At 62.2% G+C, this 18,107-nt stretch carries 13 protein-coding genes; 4 read left to right on the top strand and 9 right to left on the bottom strand.

Annotated elements, in window-relative coordinates; translation table 11 throughout:
• Positions 1-80 precede the first annotated feature (80 nt).
• On the bottom strand, positions 81-1,070 hold the full coding sequence (locus tag JMA46_RS08075) for an acyl-CoA thioesterase (RefSeq protein ID WP_207344830.1): 990 nt from the start codon (positions 1,068-1,070) through the stop codon (positions 81-83).
• 159 nt (positions 1,071-1,229) lie between these two features.
• Here JMA46_RS08075 and JMA46_RS08070 point away from each other — a divergent pair, with 159 nt between their 5' ends.
• Positions 1,230-2,069, top strand: coding sequence for a class I SAM-dependent methyltransferase (locus tag JMA46_RS08070; protein WP_207344829.1), 840 nt, complete (start codon positions 1,230-1,232; stop codon positions 2,067-2,069).
• Between the two features lies 1 nt (position 2,070).
• Here the strand turns inward: JMA46_RS08070 and JMA46_RS08065 are convergent, their stop codons facing one another.
• Positions 2,071-4,200, bottom strand: a complete 2,130-nt coding sequence (locus JMA46_RS08065; protein WP_348770092.1) for a UvrD-helicase domain-containing protein — start codon at positions 4,198-4,200, stop codon at positions 2,071-2,073.
• An 89-nt stretch (positions 4,201-4,289) separates the two neighbouring features.
• Between JMA46_RS08065 and JMA46_RS08060 the strand changes: the two genes are divergently transcribed.
• Positions 4,290-4,454 (top strand): hypothetical protein, encoded by a 165-nt coding sequence (locus tag JMA46_RS08060; protein WP_207344827.1) that lies wholly within the window; start codon positions 4,290-4,292, stop codon positions 4,452-4,454.
• A 5-nt stretch (positions 4,455-4,459) separates the two neighbouring features.
• Here the strand turns inward: JMA46_RS08060 and JMA46_RS08055 are convergent, their stop codons facing one another.
• Together JMA46_RS08055 and JMA46_RS08050 are read right to left on the bottom strand one after the other, a co-directional pair.
• Positions 4,460-6,982, bottom strand: coding sequence for a polynucleotide kinase-phosphatase (locus JMA46_RS08055; RefSeq protein ID WP_207344826.1), 2,523 nt, complete (start codon positions 6,980-6,982; stop codon positions 4,460-4,462).
• Positions 6,979-8,436: a 3' terminal RNA ribose 2'-O-methyltransferase Hen1 gene (locus JMA46_RS08050; protein WP_348770091.1), complete on the bottom strand. Its 1,458-nt coding sequence runs from the start codon at positions 8,434-8,436 to the stop codon at positions 6,979-6,981. Before JMA46_RS08050 ends, JMA46_RS08055 begins: the two co-directional genes overlap by 4 nt.
• A gap of 88 nt (positions 8,437-8,524) precedes the next feature.
• Here JMA46_RS08050 and JMA46_RS08045 point away from each other — a divergent pair, with 88 nt between their 5' ends.
• A complete protein-coding gene (locus JMA46_RS08045; RefSeq protein WP_210768638.1) occupies positions 8,525-9,262 on the top strand; it encodes an alpha/beta hydrolase in 738 nt (245 codons plus the stop codon).
• Between the two features lie 72 nt (positions 9,263-9,334).
• Here JMA46_RS08045 and JMA46_RS08040 read toward each other — a convergent pair whose 3' ends face one another.
• The 5 genes from JMA46_RS08040 to JMA46_RS08020 all read right to left on the bottom strand — a co-directional run bounded on the left by JMA46_RS08040 (position 9,335) and on the right by JMA46_RS08020 (position 14,417).
• Positions 9,335-10,147, bottom strand: a complete 813-nt coding sequence (locus tag JMA46_RS08040; protein WP_210768639.1) for a PaaX family transcriptional regulator C-terminal domain-containing protein — start codon at positions 10,145-10,147, stop codon at positions 9,335-9,337.
• A gap of 17 nt (positions 10,148-10,164) precedes the next feature.
• Positions 10,165-11,403 carry an aminotransferase class V-fold PLP-dependent enzyme gene (locus JMA46_RS08035; protein WP_207344824.1) on the bottom strand — a complete coding sequence of 413 codons (1,239 nt, stop codon included), beginning with the start codon at positions 11,401-11,403 and terminating at the stop codon, positions 10,165-10,167.
• 53 nt (positions 11,404-11,456) lie between these two features.
• Positions 11,457-12,326, bottom strand: a complete 870-nt coding sequence (gene kynA / locus JMA46_RS08030; RefSeq protein ID WP_207344823.1) for a tryptophan 2,3-dioxygenase — start codon at positions 12,324-12,326, stop codon at positions 11,457-11,459.
• A gap of 48 nt (positions 12,327-12,374) precedes the next feature.
• Complete coding sequence (locus tag JMA46_RS08025) at positions 12,375-13,958, bottom strand: CocE/NonD family hydrolase (RefSeq protein WP_207344822.1); 1,584 nt, start codon at positions 13,956-13,958, stop codon at positions 12,375-12,377.
• A 270-nt stretch (positions 13,959-14,228) separates the two neighbouring features.
• Positions 14,229-14,417: a hypothetical protein gene (locus tag JMA46_RS08020; protein ID WP_207344821.1), complete on the bottom strand. Its 189-nt coding sequence runs from the start codon at positions 14,415-14,417 to the stop codon at positions 14,229-14,231.
• A gap of 563 nt (positions 14,418-14,980) precedes the next feature.
• Here JMA46_RS08020 and JMA46_RS08015 point away from each other — a divergent pair.
• Complete coding sequence (locus tag JMA46_RS08015) at positions 14,981-17,827, top strand: cation-translocating P-type ATPase (RefSeq protein WP_207344820.1); 2,847 nt, start codon at positions 14,981-14,983, stop codon at positions 17,825-17,827.
• Positions 17,828-18,107: the final 280 nt, after the last annotated feature.

Here is an 18,107-nt window from a genome sequence, read left to right as displayed (position 1 = left end):
GCTCTCGCCAATCAGCTCTCTCCAACCAGCGCCTGTCCGACGGCGGCCTGCCGGGGCCTCGTCGGGTGGGCGCGGGTTCGTCAGGGCTGCTTTGCCGCGGGACTGAGAGTCTTCATCAGATGATTGGCGATCATGTTTCGTGGCATCTTGGCGCGGATTTCCAGTAGCTCCCGGGCATGGTCACGCAAGCGTCTGTCTTCTTCTGTTACTGGAATCCAGGGCTGGATCGGCACTGAGTTGCCGTCGTCGTCACGCGCCACCATCACGGTCAGACAGTAAGTGGTCAGGTTCATCTCACGGCCCTTCGGATCTCCCGATCGCACGTGGACTGCAATGTGCATTCCTTTAATTCCCGTGTAGACCAGCCGGGCCTCCACTTCCACCACGTGGCCGATCAGCAGCGGTCGGTAGAACCTGACGCCGCCGGAGAACACCGCCACGGTGTCGCTGCCGCAGTACCGTGAAGCGCAGACATAGGCGGCTTCATCGATCCATTTCATAACGATCCCGCCGTGCACCTTGCCACCCCAGTTCACATCCGTGGGTGCTGCCATGAACCTCAGGACCACGCGCTCGGCTGTTCCGGCATCCGTGTACTCCTGGTCCTTCATGGCAGCAACGATCTGTTCCCGAACCTTGATCCGGGCCACTGCGTCCTGGTGCTGCTCAATCTCCTCGGCCGTGGCGGGCTCAACGGGCGCCACCGGGATGGGTTTGCCGTCTTCGCCGACGGCGACGAATATCACGGTGCACTGGCTGCGCATCGTGGGGGTGCCGCCCTTTGGGTCGCCGGAGGACACCACAGTGCGGATGTGCATTGATGAGCGGCCGGTGTAAACGATGGTCGCCTTCACCTCCACCATGTCCCCGACGTTGACAGGGTCGGCAAAGCGGATGTTGCCCACATAGGCAGTCACACAATAGGACTTGGACCAGCCGACGGCGGCCGCGTACGCCTCCTTGTCCACCCACTCCAGCACGGTGCCGGCATCCACCGAGCCGCTGTGGCCGACGTCGGTGGGGGCTGCAAGGAAACGAAGGGTCACCGAATTGGTGGCAGTCTCAGTCATGGGAGAAGTCTATTGAAGTGGAGGACCGGCCCGGGTTGGGGAAGTCGCATACGCTGTTATACCCGTCACAATCATCACGGCGGATGGAGGACGGTGGTCTGGGGCCCGATGACGGCCTGAAACCTTCACGTCATGAAGACCCCGGCTTAAGCTTGAGCCATGAGGAACCAGCATGGACACAGCCACAGCCGCGGCCACGGCGACTGGTTCGACATGGCCGAGACCCTTGATCTCGATGCGTTGTTGTTGGACGATCACTTCCATCGGATTTTTGGCTGGATCAAGGAACTGTGCGGGGATCCACACAGCATCGTGGATCTGGGTGCCGGCACCGGCGGGGGCACCCTTGGCTTGGCGCGGACCTTCCCGGAGGCCACCGTGGTGGCAGTGGATCAATCGGGAAGAATGCTTGGCCGGTTGCGGGAGAACGCTGAACACCACCAGCTGAGCAGCCGGGTCTCCACCGTTCGGGCCGACCTTGATGAGGAATGGCCGGTGCTGGGCAAAGTTGATCTCATGTGGGCGGCCACCTCGATGCACCACTTCAAGGACCCCGCGACGATATTTAGCAACATCCGCAAGTCACTGGCTCATTCTGGGGTGCTGGTTGTGGTGGAAATGGTGGCACTGCCCCGCTATCTGCCGGTGGATCTTGGTTTCGGAGTCCCAGGCTTCGAGGAACGCTGCCATTCGGCGACGGACAGGGCCAGTTTCAACGCCCACCCTGATTGGAGCTCGACCCTGGAGGCGGCGGACTTCAGGGGATTGGCGCAACGAACATTTGACTATTTTCAGTCCACTGACCAGGACCTGCTCGCACGCAGCGCCGTGCTGTCCCTTGCCCGGCTGCGCGCCCATCTGCTCGACGGGTTGACGGGTGAGGATCTCGCTACGCTTGAGCAACTCCTGGATCCGGAATCAGAGCGCGGGGTGGCGCGCCGCAACGACCTCGTCATGCGCGGGAGCCACAAAGTCTGGGTGGCCGGCGTCGTACGTTGATTTACGTGACCAGCAGTTGCCCCAGCTCCTGGGTGCAGCGGGTGAGCGCAACATAGAGTCCGTTCCAACCGCGCGGCTGAGCCACGATGCCCGGTGCGTCGATGAGCAGGGTGGCATCCCATTCCAGGCCCTTGGCATCGGTCGCGGACAGAACCGGCGTCCCGGGCAAGGCAGCCTGCAACGCGGACACGCGCTCCAGGGGAGCGATGACGCCGACCATCCCGCCGCTCCACCGTGCTGATAATTGCTCGACGGCGCGGGCAGCTTCGGCGGCAAGCTCGCCTTCTCCGACCGTCCGCTCCCAGGGTTCAATGCCCGAAGCCCGAACTGCCCGCGGCGGTTCGTTCTGGCTGCCTGCATTGTGCAGCACGGGCACGGTGAGGGCCATGACTTCCAACGGGGTGCGGTAGCAGATGGTCAACTGCGCTTGGGTCCATCTTTCGCCGAAAGCTGCGCCCACAGCCTCTCCCCACGTCGTGTGCCGGTGGGGCGCCTCCGCCTGATCGATGTCACCAACGGCAGTGATCGAGCGGGCAGGACAGCGGCGCATGACCATGTGCCACTGCATCTCGGACAGCTCCTGGGCTTCGTCGATGACCACGTGCCCGTAAACCCAGTCTCGTTGCTTTGCCGCACGATCAACCAAAAATTCGCCCTGCGCGCTGTGCGGGAGGTCATCGCCCAACAAGTCAGCCAACGCGTCGAACAACGGCAGGTCGCTGCTCGCCCACGTGCGCGGTTCGCCGACGATTGCTTTTCTTTCGATGTCGGTGAGCTCCGGGACCCACTGCTGCAACAGGTCCTCGTCGCCAAGGAGCCGGTGCAGCTCTAGCGTCGGATCGAGCAGTGGCCACCACGCCTGAAGCGTTCCGGCCACACCGGTGTCGGTTGCGATCTTCTCGCGCAACAGCTCGATCTCTTCCTCCGTGAGCACCCCGTCGACGTCGGCGCCGGTCGCCCCGCTGGTTGCGGCCCGATTGTCGGTGTGGGTGAATGCGGCGTCGAAGTTGCTGAGCAGGTCCTCAAGCCCCTCCTCCACCTGCGCCAGCGTTGCCTCGCTGCGTTCGACTATTGCGTCGGTCAGCAGATCGTGAACGTGCTGGAGGAAAACTGCGCGTGCTGCATGGAAGGAGCGGCCCGAGGTTGCTGATGCCACGGCCCGCGCGATCCGCCGTTCGTCAATCGTGTACCGTTCCCCTTCCCACACGAGTTCGACGTCGGTTGGGCGCGGTACCAGCGAGGCGCAATAGCGCGACAGCGCCTGTTGCCACAGCGCCCGGCCCTTGATTTCCGCGACGTTGCGCTGCTCGGTGCGTTCCACAGTGATGCCGGGAATAAGGGTGTCGCAGGTCGCCGACACTATTGCGGTCTCACCGAGTGCCGGCAGCACCTGGGCAATGTAGTCCAGAAAACGCGGCGACGGCCCGAGCGCCAGGACGCCCTGCGCCGCCAGCTTGGGGTAGGTGAAAAGCAGGTAGGCAACCCGGTGGAGTGCCACGACAGTTTTCCCCGTGCCTGGACCACCTTGGACAACCAGCGGACCCCTGGAATCGGCGCGAACCACATCGTCCTGCTCACGTTGAAGGGTTGCCGCGGCGGTACTCATATGGCCGGTGCGCCGTTCCCCCAGGGCGGCGAGCAGGGCCCCTTCGCCAACCAGCGCACTCGCCCTGGAACCATCCAGCGGCTCGTCATCAAAACTGATGACCTCGCGGCCCTGGGTGCGTATGTGCCGACGCCGGGCCTGCCCTTGGGGGTCCACCGGCGTGGCGGTGTAGAAGGCCCGCGCTGCAGGAGCGCGCCAATCGATGACCAGAGGATCGCCGTCGTTTCCGGAACTGGGGATGCCCACGCGCCCCAGATGCCGGACTGTTTGATCGAGCGCGTCGAGCCGGCCAAAAATCAAGCCTTGCTCAGCGTGCGTCAGTTCCGCACGGCGGCGGATCAGCATGCGCATCCGGGCCTGCTCAACCGCGTCCTCCGCCGGGATTGCGAGCTCGTTCTCCAGATAGTCAAGGATTCCGTCGCGGCGGGCGAAGGCCTCGTCAAGGATCAGCTGCTCCTCCACTGCGGCTCCTGTGTGCGCTGCGGAGTCTTCGATATCAAGCGTGGACGCGTTATTTTGGGGCACTGGCACTCTTTCACTGCGTTGTATGGTCTTCGCTTCGAGGGAACACCGCACCATGCAGGATTATTCCAACTGTCGTAATTCTCCTTTTAGTGCGCCTTCCTTTGGCTGCATCGATACTTCCCCTGGCACTGGTCTGGCAGCTCACCCATACCGCCGGCATTGCCGAAAATATCGTTGCCTCGATGACAAAGGAGCAAGCTGTGCAGGCCAGCAACGACTACTGGATGTCACAGGGCAACGAGCCGGGCCCCTGATCCAACTACAACCGAGGGTCCAAGGATTCGGATTCCAGCGCAAGTACTCCGAAGACCATCTGATGAATCTTCCACAGGGGCGCTCCCGCGGCAGTTAGCCGCAAGGCTTCAAGACCCAGAATGTATTCATGCAGGGCACGATTGCGCTTCGTGTTGGTGGCGCGTTGACGCAGTCGCTCCAGGTTGGCTTCGGCCAGGTAGTCCGGGCCATAAATCAACCGCAAGTACTCCCTGCCGCGAACCTTGATGCCTGGTTGCACCCAGCCTCGCTTCGCCTTGGTCAGGTTCTGCCACGGCTTGACCACCATGCCTTCGGAGCCAGCCGCCGTCGCCTCCTCCCACCAGCGGATGGCAGCCTCCACCTCGTGTTCTTGGCTCAGATCCACACGCAGGTGCCGGGTCGTGGCAAATAAGTCGGGCCCTGCCGCAGCGAGCCTGTCGCTGATCCCCAAGTGCCACCCGTGGTCCCGAGTCTCAAAGGTTTGGCCCTCGGCAGCCAGCACTTGAAAAGCGGCGAAACGCAGGTCCTCGGCGGAACCTACATAGCGCCTGTAGGATTCCCGAAAGGCCTTGGCGTTCGACTGGCGGGTTCGGGTACGTGCGAGCAAGTCGTGGACGTCAAGGCCGGTGCCGGCAGTGCGTTCCAACACGGCCACGGCGGCATCCGTCGCCGCAATGGCTGCTGCTCCCACCGAAGCGTAGGTGTCCTTGATCAATGGTTCTGCCTTCAGCGACCACGGCATCAACTCGCCGTCGAGCATCACCCAATCTGTGCCCAGCTCGTCCCAGAGCCCGGCGCGGTCCATGGCTTCATGGGCCTGCAGCAGGACCCGGTGTTCGCCCTCAGCGTCCAGAAATTGGCGCCCCGTGCGGGTATGCAGTGCACCCAGCCAGTCCTCGGGCGCATCGAACCGTCCAGGGTTTCGAGACAGCAGCATCACGGCGCGGGAGCCCATGTGCTTCTCCTCGCAGACCACCTGCGTCACACCCTGTCGCAAGAAGTAGCCAAGCGCTTCGTCCGGGTGCTCCAAGTAACCAGCCCGGGACGAGGATTCCGACGGGGACATAGTTGGCGGCAGGTAGCACAGCCACCGCGGGTCGATGGCAAACCGGCTCATGGCTTCCAATGCACCCGCGGCCTGGGCCTCGTTGATCCGCACTGTTCCCAGACCCTCGGACCTCAAGTGCAGCGGGCCGGTGACGTCCTCCATAGACAGAACACCGGGCTTGCGCTCCGGACCGCGCGGGGATTCAAGCGGCCTTCCCGGTTCGCAGTACTGCTTCAGGGCCTGGACTTGGACGACGTCGCGTTCGGGATAGCGCACGGCACTGAGCTCACCGCCAAAGACGCAACCAGTATCCAAACAGGCGGTGTTATTGATCCACGCCACCTCGGTGACCGGGGTATGCCCATACATCACCATCGCATCCCCGCGGTACTCATTGGCCCAAGGGTGGCGCACCGGCAGGCCGTACTCGTCGATTTCTCCGGTGACCTGCCCATACAGGGCAAAGGCACGCACACGTTTTGAGGCCCGGCCATGGTACTGCTCGATCAGCCCTGCATGGGCGATCACCAGCTTGCCGTCATCGAGCACCAAGTGGGAAACCAGCCGGTCGCAGAAGTCAGCAACCTTGCGGCCAAATCCTTCCTCCTGTTCCGCCAACTGAGCCAGTGTTGCATCCAGCCCGTGGGTCAGGGCAACCTTGCGCCCGCGCAACGCGCGCACCAGCTTGTCCTCATGGTTGCCCGGCACGCATAACGCGTGGCCGTTGCCGGTCATGCCCATGACCAACCGGAGAACACCGGCCGAATCCGGGCCGCGATCCACCAGGTCTCCCACGAAAATAGCCCTGCGTCCTTGTGGATGTACCGCATCTGTTGCCCGGCCAGCGTCATCACGGCCAACGGTGTAACCGAGTTCCTCAAGCAGTAACAACAGCTCAGCCAGGCAGCCGTGGACATCCCCGATCACGTCGAACGGCCCATGCTCGTCGCGGAAGTCATTGAGCAGCTTATGACGGTGGATTGTCGCGCCGTCGATTTCCTCCTGCGAAGACAGCACATGCACACGGAGGAAACCTTCCCGGCGCATTCCACGCAGGGACTTGCTCAGCTGCCGGTGTTGGCGGTCAATCACGGTTGGTGCGACCGTCCGGGCGCCACGGCCCGCATTGCGTTCCAGACACAGCTTCAGCGGCACATCCAGCACAATCGCCGAAACCAGGACGTCCTGCGCCCTGGCCACCTCCACCAAGCTCTGTCGGGAGGAGGGCTGGACATTGGTGGCATCCACAACCGTCAGCAGCCCGGCTTCCAAACGCTTGGTGGCCACGAAGTTCAAGGCCTCAAAAGCTGCCGGGGTCACCGACTGGTCAGTGACGTCGTTGCCCACCAGCCCCCGGAAGTAGTCGCTGGAAAGCACCTCGAAATCACCAAAGTGCTTTGCCGCGAAGCTGGACTTGCCTGAACCGGAAGCACCGACCAGCAGCACCAGCCCAACTTGGGGGATCTGAATCTCACTCATGCGGCTGCCTTTCGGAAGATGGCCATCTGGGTGGGGGAGCCGGCGCCCGCGGAAGTTTCGCCCACGGGACGGTACTCGACTCCATAGCCATGGCGTTCTGCGAGCGCTTGTGCCCAGTGCGCGAACTCGGCCCGCGTCCATTCGAAGCGGTGGTCGTCATTGCGCATGCCTCCATGGGCCAACGCCGGGTACAAGTGGTTGCACTCGGAGTTCGGGGTCGTCACGATCACGGTGGGTGGAGCAGCCCCGGCGAAGATCGAGTCCTCCAGCGCGGTAAGCCTGCCAGGTTCGAGGTGTTCAATGACCTCCATCAACACGGCCGCATCAAAGCCCTCAAGCCGTTCGTCGCGGTAGAGTACGGAGCTGTGCAGCAACGTGATGCGGGCCTTGTCGGTGTCCGCGAGTTCATCCACCTTCATGATGCGGGCTGCTTGTTCCAGCGACCGGGCGGATACATCCGTGCCGAGGATCCGGGTGAAGAAGCCGTCCTTTTGCATCCGGCGCAGCAATGCGCCCGACCCCGCACCAACATCCACTACCTGCCGGGCACCGCAATCCTTCAGCGCCGCCATGACCGCCTCCGCCCGCTGCACGCGCAACGGCTGTGATGAAGCGCCAGCTGAGGCACTCGGGGAAGGAGGCAGCGCCGTCGTACTTTCTACGGGTGTAGTGCCTTCTTCTGCAATGAGTGCATCGGCTACGGCCACCAGGTCCTGCTGGTGGGCGAGATACCGACGGGAGATCAGGCCCCGTTCGGGGTGCCCGGGCAGCCAGCCCTCGCCTTGGCGCACCAACTTCTCAGCCTCGTCATCACTGACCCAGTAATGTTTGCTGTCATCCAGCACCGGCAGCAGGACATAGAGCTGGCGCAGGGCCAGATGCAAAGGGACCGTGCCGGTGAGCGCCAGGGAGCTGTAGCGGGAGTCCTCCCACAAGGGGTAGTCCGGATCCAGCGCGATGGGCTGCTGCTCAACTGTCCAGCCCACGGGGGAGAACAAACGCTCGGCCAGATCGTTCCCGTCACGGCCTCGGGTGGAGATCACCGGCACGGAAAGTTGCAGCGGCAGCGGCGTGTCGGCCAGCTCCGGGTGGGCCTCGCTGGTGGGTGTCATGGCGTTTCGCAGCACCCTGCCCATGGCGACGGACAGCAGGCTGGAGGCCGTGTAGGGCCTGTCATTGATGTAGTAGTCGAGTACGCCGTTGTCGCCGCGGAAGCGCTTGTTGCGGACCAAGCCGATGGCGTCGACCTCCAACAGCAGGGCCGCGGTGGTTCGCTGCGGTGAATACTCCGGGTAGAACACGTGCGCACTGCCAACGGGCAGCTCAAAGGTTTGCAGACGCCCGGGGTGCTTGCGCAGCAGATGGGACAGTGCCGTGGCGTCGATGGGGGAGTCAGCCTCCGGCTCGAGGGTGATGGTGATCAGCAATGTCCCGCCTTCCAAGGATCTGCGCACGGCAGGCTTTCAACCGGGCATTGTGAACCACGTTACTGCAGAGTGTTGTCCGGGCAGGCCATGCGGCGCTAGTCGGTAGGGTGGGTGCATGGAAAACACGTCCCAGGAGATTGTTCAGCCGGAACTGGTGAGGTACGGGGCAGCGGACCCGCAGTTCGTTGAGCTGTGGGCCCCGCAGGTAGAAACCCCGAGAGGGTACGCCATCCTCATCCACGGCGGCTACTGGCGGGCAAGGTGGGACGCGACGCTTATGCACCCCCTTGCCCAGGATCTGCTGGCCCGCGGCTGGGCCGTGGCGAACATCGAGTACCGCAGTGTTGGCAATGGCGGTGGCTGGCCCACCACGCTCGACGACGTCGTGGCTGGCATCCGCTGTGCCAAGGACGCGCGCCCGCAGTGGTGTGCCTCGGGTGCCGTCGTCACTGTGGGTCATTCCGTGGGTGGCCAGCTGGCCTTGCTGGGTGCCCACCTTGCCGATGCCGTCGTGGCCCTGGCACCGGTGACCGACGTGCGGCGTGTCGACGCCGAAGAGCTGGATGACAACGCAGCCCTCGGCTTCATGGGTGGGCACTATGCTGACATGCCAACCGCCTATGAGCTGGCCTCGCCGATCTGCCAGCTACCGATTGAGAGGCCGATGCACGTTGTCCAAGGGGATGTTGATGTTTGGGTCCCGGAAGGGCACTCGAAGGACTTCGTTGCCGCCGCGCTCGCGGCGGGAGACGTTGTCGACTTCAGGCAGGTCCGGGGGTTGGATCACATGGATGCGATAGACCCGGCGGCACCGCATTGGGAAGGCACGGTACGTTGGATGGAGCAGCGCTGACCTAACTTGGGCGCCGCACTGACTTGGGCGCCGCCTTGAGCGCCGCCGTCGAGCATTAAGTCAAGCCCGGATCTAGCGGGAACCGACTACGGAATTGACGAAGGTCTTGCTGGCCAGTGCGTGGGATTCGCTGATCTGCTGGAATATCGCAACGCCTTGACCACCTGGCCAATCGGAGGGGAGGCAGTCGGTGGGCAGCCCGGGGTCTAGGTAGGGAATCATGCGCCAGCGGTCAATCAAGTTCACGTAGGCGGCGAACGTGTGGGGGTTGGCTCCCACCTCACCCGTGGGGATGTGTTCGTGGAACTTGATGAAGTCTCGATACAGGGCTGCAACAGCGTCAAGATCCCACCAACCAGCGACCACATCGCGCAGCTCTCCCACGACGTGCGGCCGCGAGGTGGTGAACAACACCGCCCGCCCGCCCAAGCTCAAAGACTCCAGGATCTCTTCGACCTCCCTGCGCAGGTAGTCCGGGGCCACCCACAGGCCCGGGGAGACCATGCCGCACCCGATCCAATGCAATTGCCGGCGCAACTGATGCCGGCGTTCTCGTTCGGACTCTGGTAGTGAAAAGGAGATCAGGCACCATGGATCCTGGGCATCCATGGACCGGGGGTTGTGGATGCGCCTGTCTCCACGCTCCAACATTCGTCCCGCTCGTGAATCCAGCTCATACCCAGCCGTCCCACCGCGCACCGCAGCAACCACCACGCCCTTCTTCCGCAGCCGCGTCAGAGCGGTGCGTGTCAGAGTTGCTGGGATCTCTACGGCCTGCATCAGCTCAACCAAGGCAGTGGATGCCATCCACCCACCGGCCTCCCTCAGGTACAAACCTATGACTGTGCGCAAAATGGAAGTGGTGCTGCCGGGCCTGGAGTCCATGTCATCCAGAACCGCTGTCACTGCAGGGATACCAGCACGTTCCGGATTGCCTCAATGCCCCGCTGCACCTCGGCAAAGCTGGTGCTTAGTGGTGAGAGGCCAATGCGCAGTCCATGTGGCGGGCGGAAGTCAGGAATCACGCCTTGCTCCCACAGTCGGGCTGTGACATCGGCGAACAGCGGGTGGTTCACACTTACATGGGATCCGCGTTGCGATGGATCGCGGGGACTGGCGATTTCCACGCCGAGTGGTACCAGCAGCTCCTCCGCCAGGGCAATGGCGTGCTCGGTCAGTGCGATCGATTTCTCCCGTATTGCGGCCATTCCGACGTCGGCAATCAGCCCGGCCATGTCCTTCAGCGGCTGCATGGCCAGGATAGGCGGAGTGCCGGTGATGAAGCGCCGCACGTTGGCAGCTGGCTCGAAGTTGGCGGACATCTGGAAAGGATCCGCCGCGCCCATCCAGCCCCAGATCGGTTGCCGCAGCCGGGAAACCAGAGAGCTGTTGATGTACGCCAGTGCGGGGGCGCCGGGACCACCGTTGAGGTACTTGTACGTGCAACCCACGGCAAGGTCCACACCCCAGGCATCAAGTTCCAAGGGGACGGAGCCCACGGAATGGCTCAGGTCCCACATCATCAACCCACCAGCGTCCTTGACCAGGCGGGTGATCGCCGGGGCATCGGCCAGGGATCCCGAGCGGTAGGCAACATGGCTGAGCAGGACCACGGCAGTGCGGGGCCCGACGGCGGCCACAACATCCGCTGGTGTGACACCCGCCGTCGGATCCGGATCAATCCACACGATCTCCGCGTTGCGCTCGGCGGCGATGCCCTCGACAATGAATCGGTCGGTGGGGAAGTTGTCCCGGTCAATGACGATCTGGTTGCGACCCTGCTGTCCTTCCAGTCCCGCGCGCAGCAACTTGTAGAGCAGCACGGACGTCGAATCGCCGATGAAGGTCTGCCCGGGAGCTGCGCCCAATACAACTTTGCCAAGCAGGTCGCCGACCACCGTGGGCTCGTCCATCCACTTCTCGTCCCATGATCTGATGAGACCGGTGCCCCAATCGCCCTGGATAAAAGTGGCAAGACTGGCGGCCGTCACCCGCAATGGCCGCCCCAGTGAGTTGCCGTCAAGATAGGCAATAACGGAACCGTCCTTGGGTTCGACAAAGCGCTCGCGGTAAGCGGCCAGCTGGTCATTGGCATCAAGTAGTTCGCTGGTTGGTGGGGAAAGTTCCGTGTTGCTGGTCATCGTAGGTGTCCTTCTTGTGACGTGTGCCGTGCGTGGTGTGGCGGGGTGTGAGGCTATTTGCCGATTTCGGTGCGGACCGCGAAAAGTTCGGGAAAGAACGTCAGGTCCAGGGCTCGCTTGAGGAAAGCCACGCCCGAGGAGCCGCCGGTGCCGGTTTTGAAACCGATGATCCGCTTGACGACGCTCATGTGGCGGAACCGCCAGGCTTGGAAGTTGTCTTCAAGGTCCACCAGATCCTCACAGGCTTGGTAGAAGCTCCAGGGGGTGGTGTCCGACTCATAGATTTCCATGAACACAGGGATGAGCGATTCGTGGAAAACCCACGCTTCGCTGACGTCCCGCTCAAGAATGCTGGCCGGAATGGAGTAGCCAGCACGGGCCAGTGCGTGCAGGAATGCGTCGTAGACGGTGGGCTCATCCAGGAGTGTGGAAAGCAGTGTGTGGGCTTCGGGATCTGATTCAAAGACCTTGAGCATGCCGCGATGCTTGTTGCCCAAGATGAACTCCACCGCCCGGTATTGGAAGGACTGGAATCCGGAGGCCGAGCCGAGTACTCCGCGGAATTGGGCGTACTCACGTGGGGTGAGTGTGGCCAGTACCGACCACTGCTCGGTGAGGGTCTTCTGGATGTGCTTGACCCGGGCAAGGCACTTCAGGGCCTTGCCGATTTCGTCATGGTCCATCAAACGGCGGCATTCGTTGAGCTCGTGGAGGATGAGCTTGAGCCAGAGTTCACTGGTCTGGTGCTGGATGATGAAGAGCATCTCATCGTGGTGCTCGGGAGAGCTCACAGGGTGCTGTGAAGAGAGCAGGCGATCCAGATACAGATAGCTTCCATAGGACATGGTGTTGTGGAAGTCAGTGTGCATCGTACTTTCGATATCGCGGACGCCTTCAGGTGTTTGCATGTTGGGACAGCTCATCCACTGACTATATCAATATATTGACGGACGTCACAAGGATGAAATTGGCTATTTCGATATGCGCGGAGCCTTTGGAATGACCGGTATCTCCAGCCGTGCAGGGTGTTCGGCATCCCAGTGCAGGGTGCACCGGCCGCGGGGGCTGGAGGCATAGCGCGCCGGGAAATGGCCGAAGAGTGGATTGAGTGGTTCCAGGTACCGGCCGGCTACGAGCAGGCGAAGTGAATCACCGGCACGGAACAGCGTCGATGATGGCGAGAGCGGGATGTCCAGTTGGACGATCTCGCCCTGAGCGAGCAGCTGCTGTGTCAGGAACGCATGTTCCGGTTGGTGCGGGAAGGTTGTGGCGGGGTCGAGTTCGCGCATCGACATGCGCAGCCGCCCGGTCGCCACACGGTCGCGGCCGTAGCCATAAGAGCCCTCGAACGGCACGCAACGGCCGTCGCTCCACTTTTCGACGCCGATGAACAGGTTTGCGTCCCGTGGGGTTCGCCCGTCCTGCACGCCACCTCGTTTGTGGCCGTCCAGAGATGCCCACAGCTTCAGATTCATGGGGCCTGTGAGTTCGGTGTCTCCGGTGAAGGTGAACGTAAAGGCGGCTGCATCGCGGCGCAGGTCGAATTCGATCTTGCCAGCCGGGCCGGGCGCTTCCGTCAGCCGTCCGTCGTCGGCCAGGTGCAGCTCAGTCCACTCCGTGCGGGCCAGTGGCCATTCATTCTCCGTGCGGACCTCCACCACCCGGTCATGGCTTTCGCGCACTTCCAGCCTTACCCGCGGAGATGTTGGGGTATCGGATTCGCGCAGATAACGGTCGAAGAAAGCCAGTTGTGCCGCCTTGGCCTCAGCGCTGTAGAACGTGGACCACTTCGGTCCGCGATGCAGATACGCGAACCGTTCGGCCGAGCCGACTCTCTGGAGGGCGCGAAACGATCCTACGGTGTGCAAATTCGCATCAGAGAAACTGGCACACACCAGCATCGGCACTGTGATCTCATCAAGCGACGGGGTCAAGGAATCCCACCACGAGTCGCGCAGCGGGCGGCGACGCCGTTCGAGCCGGAAGTCGGTACTGATCCGGGCCACACGCTTGCTGGCTGCCTGCCAGATTCGACTGAATCCTTTCTCGGCGACGCCGCCGGGGGTCATGAAATCGCGGTAGATGTCGCTGAAGCCCTCCCATGGGCAGATTGCCTTCAGGCTCGGCGGATGCAACGCCGCCGCCTTGTATTGCGAGATGGCCAGATAGGACACACCCAGCATGCCGACATTGCCGTTGGACCAGGGTTGGGCCCCCGCCCTTTGGATCAGGTCGTAGCTGTCTGTGGCTTCTGCATCCGTGAACAGTGAACCGGTGCCATCGGAGGTGCCTGCACCGCGCTCATCCGCATTGATCACGGCGTATCCCTGAGCGACCCACCAGACAGGATCCGGTGCTTCCCACCCGGTCAGGTCCGAGATCTGGATCTGCTCTGATTGATTCATGATGCGAAACTGCACGTTCAGCTTCCAGCCGCGGCGCGTCTTCGTCGGCACGGCGTTCTTGCCATACGGATGAACGGACAAGATCACGGGGAAGGGCCCGGAACCCCTTGGACGGTAGACATTGACGCGCAGGACGACGCCGTCACGCATCGGTACCGCCACATCATGTTCTCGCAGCACCTGTGCCGACGCTGGTAGCACGGTCACTGGTGGGCGGATGGCGTTGCGGATGCGCTGGAGGGCGTAGGCTGCCCGGCCCGGCCGCCGCCATGGCACATCTCGACTTGCGAACATCATCTTGACCCCGCTCTTACCTGGCGTGGTGGATATGGCACCGGATCCGAATATTCTCAAACCCGCGTACCCATTTTACCGCTCGCGTTACTAGCTGATCGCGTACGTCAACAACGCAATCAGGGCCTAGGCAAGCATGCCGTTCGCGATGTAGGCCAGTATCTTCCAGCCTTCCCTCCCCAGCCGGCAAAGTAGTGTTCCCAGTGCGAGGACCAGGCCAAACAGCACCAGCGAAAGGACGCTGTCTTCGCATTGGTGAAACAACACCAGCGGAGCACACGGGACCACGGTTATCACCACAGCCAGAATTGTCATCTCTACCAGGCTGATGCCGGCGCAGAGGGCGGTAAACATGGACGCCCAGGAACAATTCATTGTGCCTGTCCCAACCGCGGTCATAGGGGTCGGTTTCCGTATAGGGCATCCATGGGTAGAGCATCTTCCACCACTCCTAAACTGCTACTGGCTGAAGAACTTCGGCCGGGAAAGTTTGCCGAAGTGGGGGTGCTTCCATGCTCACGCAGGCGTGCAAGGCCCACCCGTGTCTCCATCACGCCAATAGCGCCCGATAAGGCATCTGATCGAGCTCGTCAAAGCGGTTGCCGGCATTGCCTGGGGCGCAGGCCTGCGGCTGGTGACTGGGGCCCTCGCAAGGCGCTGGTATCAGAGGTCTTGATTCAAGTCGGCGCGTGCACAATCCGAGACTTTCCGTACAGCCGAACAAGCCACCATATCCCTGCACTGACGGGCTCCGAACCAGAACATTACGCTGCCCGTGAGGGAAACGGATACAGTGGCGCTGGGAGCGCGGCATAGGCTCGAATTCTTGTTGCCTCGCCGATATGCAAAGACACCGCTTCAGGATGCAAGGAGATGGAATGTCAGACGTTGTCGCCGTGCCCACGCCACCGGACGATGCGTTCCTTCTTGACGCTGATGCGGTGGCGGCTCGGGTGGGCGTGGATCCGGTGACAGGACTTTCGGAGGAAGAAGCTGCCCGGAGGCTCCTAGCGGACGGCCCCAACGCATTGCGTGGCAAGGCTCCGGTGCCAGCCTGGCGAAAAGTCATGGCACAGTTTCAAGATGCGTTGATTTATCTGCTGCTCGCAGCGGTCGCGATCTCGCTTGTCGTGTGGGTAGTGGAAGGTGCCGAGGGTGTCCCCGTCGACGCCGTCGTGATAGCCACGATTATCGTTCTCAACGCAATCCTTGGATACACACAGGAAGCAAAGGCCGAAGACGCCGTCGCCGCGCTGAGCAGGATGACTGCCGCAACATCAACGGTATGGCGGAGTAGTGAGCTCAAAACCGTTCCGTCCGCCGATTTGGTGCGAGGCGACGTGCTGGTCCTCGGGGAAGGAGACGAAGTCGGCGCCGATGCCCGGCTGCTGACTGCGAGTTCTTTGCATATCCAAGAGGCCTCCCTGACGGGAGAGAGTGAAGCGGTATCCAAGGACCCGGCGACACTGATTGGGCCCGCATCCCTCGGTGATCGGTTGAACATGGTCTACAGGGGCACTTCCGTCGCCCAAGGCGTTGGACGCGCCACTGTTACGGCGGTAGGGATGTCGACGGAAGTCGGGGCGATCGCCGGAATGGTTGATTCAACCGTTGAAGAGCCAACGCCTCTGCAAGTCGAGATCAACCGTATCGGGAAGTTGCTCGGCATCATCGTCGTCATAATCGCGCTGGTGGTCATGATCACCGTCGTTCTGGTGGAGGGCATCACGGCTCCGAGCGATCTCGTTGGCGTATTGCTGCTCGGAGTTTCCCTCGCCGTGGCCGCAGTACCAGAGGGTCTCCCCGCACTGCTGTCGGTAATACTCGCGATTGGCGTTCAGCGCATGGCAAAGCGCAACGCGGTGGTGAAAAAGCTCAGCTCGGTTGAGGCGCTCGGCTCGGCGTCGGTGATCTGCACTGATAAGACAGGGACTTTGACGCGCAATGAGATGACGATCCAACGCGTGGTCACCGCGTCCGGGCGGGCTTGCCTCACCGGTGCCGGATATAGGCCCCGTGGTTCGGTGCTCAGCGTTGGTGAGGAGCTCTCCGGCGACCTGCGCGCCGAGGTGCAGCTGGTGCTCGGTGCAGGATCCCTTGCAAACAATGCCCAGCTCTCCGAAGACAATGGTGAGTGGCATATTCAGGGCGATCCAACCGAGGCCGCGTTCCTTGTGGCAGCCCGCAAACTTGAGGGCACCACGGCGCGGATGGTCCGTTTCGAACGGCGGGCAGAGATTCCATTCACCTCGGAGCGGAAGCTGATGTCGACAGTGCATCAGGACAAGGCCGATGGGGCTCTTCTGCTGTTTTGCAAGGGCGCCCCCGATGTGCTGCTGGGCAGCTGCACTCGACTTCAAATGGGTGGTACAACAGTCCCTCTGACCGAAACCCTCCGGCAGGAAGCGCTCGAGGAAATTGAGGCACTGTCGGCGCAGGCGTTCCGCACCCTTGGCGTTGCCTACCGGGTGCTCGATACCGCAGCCTCTGCCAACGCGGTCGACCCGTCGTTCGAACAAGACCTCGTCTACGCTGGTTTAGTCGGAATCGTCGATCCGCCCAGACCTGAAGCCGCCAAGGCGATCTCCGAAGCGCACCGCGCGGGCATTCGCGTCATCATGATCACCGGCGACCATCCAACGACTGCGGCAAGGATCGCAGCCGAACTCGGAATTATCGAGCCGGCGGCACGCGCGGTGACCGGAGCCGAACTCGACACTCTCAACGACCGCGAACTACGCAATCTCACACGCGAAGTATCCGTCTACGCCCGGGTGTCGCCCCAGCACAAGCTTCGCCTCGTCGATGCGCTGCAAGCCGACCAGCAAATTGTGTCGATGACCGGTGACGGTGTTAACGACGCCCCCGCAATCAAGTCCGCGGACATTGGCGTCGCGATGGGCATCACCGGAACCGAAGTCACCAAAGGGGCCGCGCGCATGATCCTCGCCGACGACAACTTTGCCACCATCGTCGCGGCGGTTCGACAAGGACGGGTGATCTTCGAGAACATCAAGAAGTTTCTCCGCTACCTGTTGTCATCGAATCTCGGCGAGGTGCTCACGGTATTTTTGGGCGTCATTTTCGCCGGTGTGATCGGCCTCACCGACGCCAGCGGCGATGCACTCGTCCTCCCGCTGCTCGCAACCCAGATCCTGTGGATCAATCTGATCACCGACTCAACTCCCGCCCTTGCGATGGGACTCGACCCGGAGGTAGACGACGTGATGGCGCGGAAACCGCGCAAGCTGACTGACCGGACGATCGACGCGCGCATGTGGCGCGGGATTCTGTCCATCGGTCTGGTGATGGCACTGGCAACGCTGTTTACCATCGATCTTTTCCTACCAGGAGGTCTCGTCGATGGCAATGACACACTCACCGTTGCACGCACGGCCGGCTTTACCACACTGGTATTCGCCCAACTATTCAACGCGTTGAATGCCCGTTCGGAGACGACCAGCGCGTTCCGGATGCTGTTCGCGAATAGGTGGCTCTGGGGTGCCATCGCCCTCAGCGTGGCGCTTCAGATCCTCGTCGTCGAAGTCCCGTTCCTTCAAGTGGCGTTCGGAACGGCACCATTGGACCTCACGCACTGGGGCGCCTGTGTGGCACTCGGATCGGCTGTGCTCTGGTACGACGAGATCCGCAAAATCCTCATGCGAACAAAGTTAAGGCGGGTTCGGCAAAATTCCCCTACGCCGCTGAGTGGCCGGCAAGGATAGCCGCAACTGGGGTGACAGCAACCTCGAGGAGCAAGCTCCCCGTCTCGACTTACCAAGTTGTCATCGGGGTACGGGTGGATCTGTTCCTGCAGCTGCGTTCAGGGCCGCTGCGAACCGCCATTCACGTTCATGCACAGCGGCGGGAGTAGTGTGTTCTACTCTGTATATTCGATCGCCGCCACAAGCTGGATATTGGTTGACCAGTCCCAATGAATTCTCTGCCCGTATGATCACCCATAAATTCATCATAGGTCAGTCGCAACGAACCGTCACGAAGGAA

Origin of the sequence: Arthrobacter sp. E3, assembly GCF_017353415.1 — a bacterium.
Classification (GTDB): Bacteria; Actinomycetota; Actinomycetes; order Actinomycetales; family Micrococcaceae; genus Specibacter.
Note: the sequence above shows the minus strand (reverse complement) of the source record. Positions and strands in the feature narration are given on the sequence as shown.

Excerpts from the sequence above, each read along its gene's own strand:
- JMA46_RS08075 (WP_207344830.1), bottom strand. The coding sequence starts at position 1,070 with ATGACTGAGACTGCCACCAATTCGGTGACCCTTCGTTTCCTTGCAGCC.
- JMA46_RS08070 (WP_207344829.1), top strand. The coding sequence starts at position 1,230 with ATGAGGAACCAGCATGGACACAGCCACAGCCGCGGCCACGGCGACTGG.
- JMA46_RS08055 (WP_207344826.1), bottom strand. The coding sequence starts at position 6,982 with ATGAGTGAGATTCAGATCCCCCAAGTTGGGCTGGTGCTGCTGGTCGGT.
- JMA46_RS08045 (WP_210768638.1), top strand. The coding sequence starts at position 8,525 with ATGGAAAACACGTCCCAGGAGATTGTTCAGCCGGAACTGGTGAGGTAC.
- JMA46_RS08040 (WP_210768639.1), bottom strand. The coding sequence starts at position 10,147 with ATGGACTCCAGGCCCGGCAGCACCACTTCCATTTTGCGCACAGTCATA.
- JMA46_RS08035 (WP_207344824.1), bottom strand. The coding sequence starts at position 11,403 with ATGACCAGCAACACGGAACTTTCCCCACCAACCAGCGAACTACTTGAT.
- kynA (WP_207344823.1), bottom strand. The coding sequence starts at position 12,326 with ATGAGCTGTCCCAACATGCAAACACCTGAAGGCGTCCGCGATATCGAA.
- JMA46_RS08025 (WP_207344822.1), bottom strand. The coding sequence starts at position 13,958 with ATGCGTGACGGCGTCGTCCTGCGCGTCAATGTCTACCGTCCAAGGGGT.
- JMA46_RS08020 (WP_207344821.1), bottom strand. The coding sequence starts at position 14,417 with ATGACAATTCTGGCTGTGGTGATAACCGTGGTCCCGTGTGCTCCGCTG.
- JMA46_RS08015 (WP_207344820.1), top strand. The coding sequence starts at position 14,981 with ATGTCAGACGTTGTCGCCGTGCCCACGCCACCGGACGATGCGTTCCTT.